The sequence below is a fragment of the Stenotrophomonas sp. HMWF003 genome (assembly GCF_003061285.1).
In the GTDB taxonomy this organism is placed as follows: domain Bacteria; phylum Pseudomonadota; class Gammaproteobacteria; order Xanthomonadales; family Xanthomonadaceae; genus Stenotrophomonas; species Stenotrophomonas maltophilia_AP.
In genome coordinates this window covers 1-4302 of the sequence record NZ_QAIW01000368.1, presented here as the reverse complement: position 1 = coordinate 4302, position 4302 = coordinate 1, and the positions used below count along the sequence as shown (strand labels likewise).

The window sequence follows — 4302 nt, the reverse complement described above, 5'->3', positions numbered from 1 at the left end:
GTGTACGGCACCGATCATGCCCGCGCCGACGATGGCGATTCCAAGCTTTGGCATCGGGTGCGCTCCTCAGCGGGTGGAAGGTGCGGCCGCGACCGCCGGCCGGTCGCGGAACAGCAGCAGGAAGGCGATCAACACGACCAGCGCCACGCCTGCCGGGAACAGCCAGATCTTCTGCCAGTCCGGGCCCGCCGCCGTGGTGTAGTGCTCCACGACCGCGCCGGACAGGAACGTGCCGATCAGCATGCCCACGCCATAGGTGGCCAGGGTGATGAAGCCTTGCGCGCTGCTGCGCGCGGCCGGGCCGGCATGCGCATCGGTGTAGATCTGGCCGGTGACGAAGAAGAAGTCGTAGCAGATGCCGTGCAGCACGATGCCGATCACCAGCAGGGAGAAGCCGCCGCCCGCATCCCCAAAGGCAAACAGGACGTAGCGCACCACCCACGCGGCCATGCCCACCGCCAGCATCGTCTTGACCCCCAGCCGCACGAACAGGAACGGCATGGCCAGCATCAACAGGACCTCGGACACCTGGCCCAGCGATTGCAGGCCGGCGGCGCTGCGTACGCCCAGGTCGTTGAGATACGGGTTGGTGAAGTTGTAGTAGAACGCCAGCGGGACGCAGATGGCGATGGAGGACAGGAAGAACACCAGGTAGGCGCGCGACTTCAGCAGCCGCAGCGAATCCAGCCCCAGGATCTGCCCGAGACCGGCGTCGCGCTGTTGCGCCAGCGGCGGCGTGTGCGGCAGGGTGAACGCATACAGGCCCAGGGCCAGCGACGCCATCGCCGCCATCCGGAACGTCAGCTCCAGCCGGTGCGCCTGTTCCCAGCCCAGCCAGCCGATCAGCACGCCCGCCACGATCCAGCCGACGCTGCCGGCCACCCGCACCAGCGGGAAGTGTTTCTCAGGCGATTGCATATGCCGCATCGCCACGCTGTTGGCCAGTGCCAGCGTCGGCATGAACAGCAGCATGTAGCCCATGACGCAGGCGAAGAACATGGTGAAGGTGGTTGCCGTGGATGCCAGCCACATCAGCACCGCGCCGGCCAGGTGCAGCACCGCGAGGATGCGTTGCGCCGCGAAGTAGCGGTCCGCGACCAGGCCGACCAGGAAGGGCGCGACGATGGCGCCGATGGACTGGCTGAGGAACGCCGTCGCCACCTGGCTCGCGCTGGCCTGCAGCGGCCCCTGCACCAGGTACGTCCCAAGGGTCACGAACCACGCGCCCCAGATGAAGAACTGCAGAAACATCATCGCGCCCAAGCGCGACATGGTGTGCGTCATGGCTTGCCCTCCCAGGCAGTGATGGCTCAGATCCCCAGCATGCGGCGCAGTGATCCAGGATCGGTGCCGCTGTCGGCAAAGTCGTCGAAGGCGCGCCCGGTCACGTGGATGATGTGGTCGCGGATGAAGGCGGCGCCCTCGCGCGCACCGTCTTCGGGGTGCTTCAGGCAGCACTCCCACTCCAGCACCGCCCAGCCGGGAAAGTCGTACTGCGCGAATTTCGAGAAGATCGCCTTGAAGTCGATCTGGCCGTCGCCGAGCGAGCGGAACCGCCCCGGACGATCGATCCAGTCCTGGTAACCGCCATACACGCCACTGCGTGCGCTGGCGTGATACTCCGCGTCCTTGACGTGGAAGATGCCGATGCGCGCGTGGTAGCGGTCGATGAAGCCGAGGTAGTCCATCTGCTGCAGCAGCAGGTGGCTGGGGTCGTACAGGATCTTCGCGCGGGGGTGGTGGTCCACCACGTCGAGGAAGCGCTCGAAGGTCGCGCCGTCATGCAGGTCCTCGCCCGGATGGATCTCGAAGCACAGGTCCACGCCGCAGGCGTCGAAGGCATCCAGGATGGGGCGCCAGCGGCGGCCGAGTTCGGCGAAGGCTTGTTCCACCAGCCCGGGCGGGCGTTGCGGCCAGGGATAGAAATACGGCCAGGCCAGCGCGCCGGAGAACGTGGCATGTGCGGTCAGCCCCAGGCGCTGGCTGGCCTTGGCCGCCAGCAGCAGCTGCTCCACCGCCCAGGCCTGGCGGGCGGCCGGATCGCCGCGCTTGTCCGGCGGCGCAAAGCCGTCGAACAGGCTGTCGTAGGCGGGATGGACCGCGACCAACTGGCCCTGCAGGTGGGTGGACAGCTCGGTGACCTGCAGGCCATGCCCGGCCAGCATGCCGGCGACGTCGTCGCAATACGCCTGGCTGCGTGCCGCCTCGGCCAGATCGAACAGGTGGGGCGCGCTGGTCGGTACTTGTACGCCAGAATAGCCCAGCCCCGCGGCCCAGCCGGCCAGCGTGTCCAGCCGATCAAAAGGAGGTGTGTCGCCGATGAACTGCGCCAGGAACAGCGCTGGACCCTTGAGCGTTTTCAAGAGGATTCGCCCTCGATGCAATCGATTGCATTATCCTAGCAGGGGCATTCGAAAGACCCGTTGTGCACTGCACAGCGGAAGGAAGAGGTAACGCCATGGCCACCATCTACGACATTGCAAGGCACGTCGGCGTTTCGGCCGGCACGGTGTCGCGGGCGCTGTCCCGGCCGGAGAAAGTGCTGCCGGCCACGCGCGCGCGCATCGAGCAGGCGGCCGCCGCACTGGGCTATGTCCCCAACACGGTGGCCAGAACGCTCAAGACCCAGCGCAGCGGCAAGATCCTGGTGACCGTGCCGGACATCGCCAATCCGTTCTTCGCCCAGATCCTGCAGGGCGCGGAGGGCGCGGCCCAGGCCGTGGGTTACGCCGTGCTGCTGGGCGATACCCAAAACCTGCCCGAGCGCGAGGAGCGCTACGCACAGATGCTCCGGCGCAACGAGGCCGACGGTCTGATCGTGCTGGGCCATCGCCTCCCGCCCACCGCACGTGACATCGTCCAGCAGCAAGGCAGTGCCGCGCCGGTGGTCAACGGCTGCGAGTTCGATCCCGCGCTGGGCATCCCCAGCGTCCACATCGACAACGCGGCCGCCGCGCGCGCGGTGATGGACCACCTGTACGGGCTGGGACACGAGCGTATCGCTGTCGTCGGCGGGCCGCCGGACAATCCCCTGCACCAGCAACGGCTGGAGGGGGTTCGGGCGGCCGGCAAGGCGCGCGGTCGGCTGCGTCACCTGAGCGTTGTGCCGGGTGACTTCTCGGTGGAGTCCGGTCATGCGGCGGGGATGGCGCTGTTGGCGCGCGCGCCGGCGCCGACGGCGGTGTTCTGCTTCAGCGACCAGATGGCGCTCGGCGTCCTGGCGGCCTGTCGGGATCTGGGTATCGGCGTGCCCGATGACCTGTCCGTCGTCGGCTTCGACGACCTGGCGTCGTCGCGTTACCTTACGCCCCCGCTGACCACCATCCGGCAACCGATGCGGGAGATCGGTGCCCGCGCGGTGCACCTGCTGCTGGCGATCATCGAACGTGTCGATGTGCCGCTTCAGCAGACGCTCGATTTCAGCTTGATGGTGCGGGGCTCGACCGCGGCGCCGGGAAGCCGGTGAAGGCGGCGGTGACGGAACGGTGTGCAATCACATGGAGAGGAGTGAAGAGAGATGGCACGACAGGTTGCTGCATTCCTGACCCTGCTGGCCCTGACACTGGCGGCCGCGTATTTCCTGCAGATTGCGATAGTGGCCAAGGGCCGGTTCGAATTCGGCGTGGCCGACATCGTCTCGTGTGAATCCGGACTGCTGTTCGCGTTGGCGGGCGGCGTGATTTCCCGGCGCTATGCTTTCGCCGCAGTGGTCGGTGTGACGTACGCGGCCTTCTGGGCCTTGGCGATCCATCACCTGACTGCATCCACGGGCGGCGGTTGGGTCCTGGACATTCTCGCCGTGAACGCAGTGAACATCGCCGCATCGGTGCTGGCCGGTATCGCGGGCGCGTGCCTCGGCGTGTTCCTTCGCAACCGCAAGCGGGCCAGACCATGAGCGGCGCGAAACGACGCCGAACGTTGCTCGGATGGAGCCTGATGCTGGGGTGGATCGCCCTGCCGTGGGCGCTGTGGCAGGCCGACAACCTGGCACTGTTCGCGCTCCATCAGCTCTACCACCTTCCGCTCGCGGCGTGGATCGGCGCACCGTTCTTCCGTGCCGACAGCGAGGTGATGTTCGTCGTGCAGCCGGCAGGACGGGTGGTGACGGCGCTGTTCTACCTGGGGGTCGGCGGTGTGATCGCGCTGGTCGGCCAGCGATGGAAGAAGCGCACCGGGTGACACCCCCGCGGGCAGCCTCGGCCGCGGGCGGGAAAGCGCGGGGCACACCCTGGGGGTGGGTCACGTGCGGGTCACTCGCCCTGCCATCGGCATCCACTACCATGGGCCGACCTCGCCGGATGC

The 4302-nt window shown here is 67.6% G+C and carries 5 protein-coding genes; 3 read left to right on the top strand and 2 right to left on the bottom strand.

Annotated elements, in window-relative coordinates; all coding sequences use genetic code 11:
* Positions 1-66: 66 nt before the first annotated feature.
* Both DBR34_RS15095 and DBR34_RS15090 read right to left on the bottom strand, forming a co-directional pair.
* A complete protein-coding gene (locus tag DBR34_RS15095; RefSeq protein ID WP_128097405.1) occupies positions 67-1284 on the bottom strand; it encodes a nucleoside permease in 1218 nt (405 codons plus the stop codon).
* A 26-nt stretch (positions 1285-1310) separates the two neighbouring features.
* Entirely contained in the window at positions 1311-2363 is a 1053-nt protein-coding gene (locus DBR34_RS15090) for a sugar phosphate isomerase/epimerase family protein (RefSeq protein WP_128097404.1), read from the bottom strand.
* Positions 2364-2458: 95 nt separating this feature from the next.
* On the opposite strand from DBR34_RS15090, the gene DBR34_RS15085 reads away from it, so the two are divergent.
* Genes DBR34_RS15085 through DBR34_RS15075 form a run of 3 tightly spaced genes read left to right on the top strand, consistent with a single transcriptional unit; the run spans position 2459 to position 4179 of the window.
* A complete protein-coding gene (locus DBR34_RS15085) occupies positions 2459-3466 on the top strand; it encodes a LacI family DNA-binding transcriptional regulator (protein WP_128097403.1) in 1008 nt (335 codons plus the stop codon).
* A 51-nt stretch (positions 3467-3517) separates the two neighbouring features.
* Positions 3518-3895, top strand: coding sequence for a hypothetical protein (locus DBR34_RS15080; protein ID WP_128097402.1), 378 nt, complete (start codon positions 3518-3520; stop codon positions 3893-3895).
* Entirely contained in the window at positions 3892-4179 is a 288-nt protein-coding gene (locus DBR34_RS15075; RefSeq protein ID WP_128097401.1) for a hypothetical protein, read from the top strand. The genes DBR34_RS15080 and DBR34_RS15075 overlap by 4 nt, the downstream gene beginning before the upstream one ends.
* The last annotated feature ends 123 nt before the right edge of the window (positions 4180-4302 follow it).

What these genes read in the sequence shown, in the direction of transcription:
- DBR34_RS15095 (WP_128097405.1), bottom strand. Translation starts at nt 1,284, where the DNA reads ATGACGCACACCATGTCGCGCTTGGGCGCGATGATGTTTCTGCAGTTC.
- DBR34_RS15080 (WP_128097402.1), top strand. Translation starts at nt 3,518, where the DNA reads ATGGCACGACAGGTTGCTGCATTCCTGACCCTGCTGGCCCTGACACTG.
- DBR34_RS15075 (WP_128097401.1), top strand. Translation starts at nt 3,892, where the DNA reads ATGAGCGGCGCGAAACGACGCCGAACGTTGCTCGGATGGAGCCTGATG.
- DBR34_RS15085 (WP_128097403.1), top strand. Translation starts at nt 2,459, where the DNA reads ATGGCCACCATCTACGACATTGCAAGGCACGTCGGCGTTTCGGCCGGC.